Source organism: Aeromonas sp. S11(2024) (assembly GCF_041402345.1).
Lineage (GTDB): Bacteria > Pseudomonadota > Gammaproteobacteria > Enterobacterales > Aeromonadaceae > Aeromonas > Aeromonas veronii.
Genome location: NZ_JBGLRC010000064.1, coordinates 1 through 943, shown reverse-complemented (window position 1 = coordinate 943; position 943 = coordinate 1). Strand labels below are relative to the sequence as shown.

Below are 943 nucleotides of genomic sequence, written 5' to 3'. Positions count from 1 at the left end.
CGGAGCGGCCGCATCATGCGTTGAAATACAGAACCCCCGATGCGGTACATAGGGGGTTCTGAGTAGAGAAATGCTAGTTGAAAATGTGTAAACCTATTTCAGGACTAGACAGTCCTTTTCACGTTCGAGCCGGTTGATACGGGCTTCCAGCTCCTGAATTTTCTGCTGCTCTGGAGTCAGTGCTTTGCTGATTGGGGTTGTGCCAGTTCGTTCGGATTGCAGCTGCTGAACCCAGCGACGGAGCACTGTTTCACCGACATCCAGTGAACGGCTGGCTTCAGGGACAGAATATTCTTGGTCGAGCACCAAGGATGCGGCTTCGAGTTCGAACTCGGCAGTAAATGAGCGACGTAATCTTGTCATTGAACACCTCAGGTCATGGTGGCGACTGTACCACCTAAAATGGTGTCCGGGATGATTAGACCACTACAGCTATCGGGAGATGAAGCACAGCCTGCAACAACACCGGCTGACCCTGTGCGCAGCAAGAAGGCGGCGGGGATACGGCAAGAGCTGTGGGGCGTGTTGCTGGCGTATAACCTGCTGCGCAGCCAGATGGTAAAGATGGCGAGCCAGCTGAGTTTTCACATGGCGTCAGTCTATCTTATCCATGAACTGAGCTGCATGCCGTACCTGTCACCGGGAACTATCCCGAAGCGGGTAGCAGAGCTGGATAAGCAGGCGGAGCAGTTTGTATTACCGGAGCGAAGTGAGCGGAGTTACCCCCGCAGTGTGAAGGCAAGACCACAAAAGTATGCGGTGCAAAAAGCCAATAAAAACAATGCCAGTCAGGCTTGACTGACTGGCATTACACCGGTTGGTGTGGCTTTTGTTTGGCTCTGTCCCAATTACGTGTTGAAAGGCTAATCTTGAAGTAGGCCATCACCTTGAGGTCTACCAATATGGATACCCCAGCCTTTCAACACCTGTTGTCCCTTTTTCC

The 943-nt window shown here is 52.3% G+C and carries 2 pseudogenes; one reads left to right on the top strand and one right to left on the bottom strand.

Annotated elements, in window-relative coordinates:
• Nucleotides 1-105: 105 nt before the first annotated feature.
• Nucleotides 106-363 (bottom strand): annotated as a pseudogene (locus tag ACB040_RS20735) (transposase); the annotation flags it as partial.
• A gap of 70 nt (nucleotides 364-433) precedes the next feature.
• Here ACB040_RS20735 and ACB040_RS20730 point away from each other — a divergent pair.
• Nucleotides 434-798: pseudogene (locus ACB040_RS20730) on the top strand (IS4 family transposase); the annotation flags it as partial.
• Between the last annotated feature and the right edge of the window lie 145 nt (nucleotides 799-943).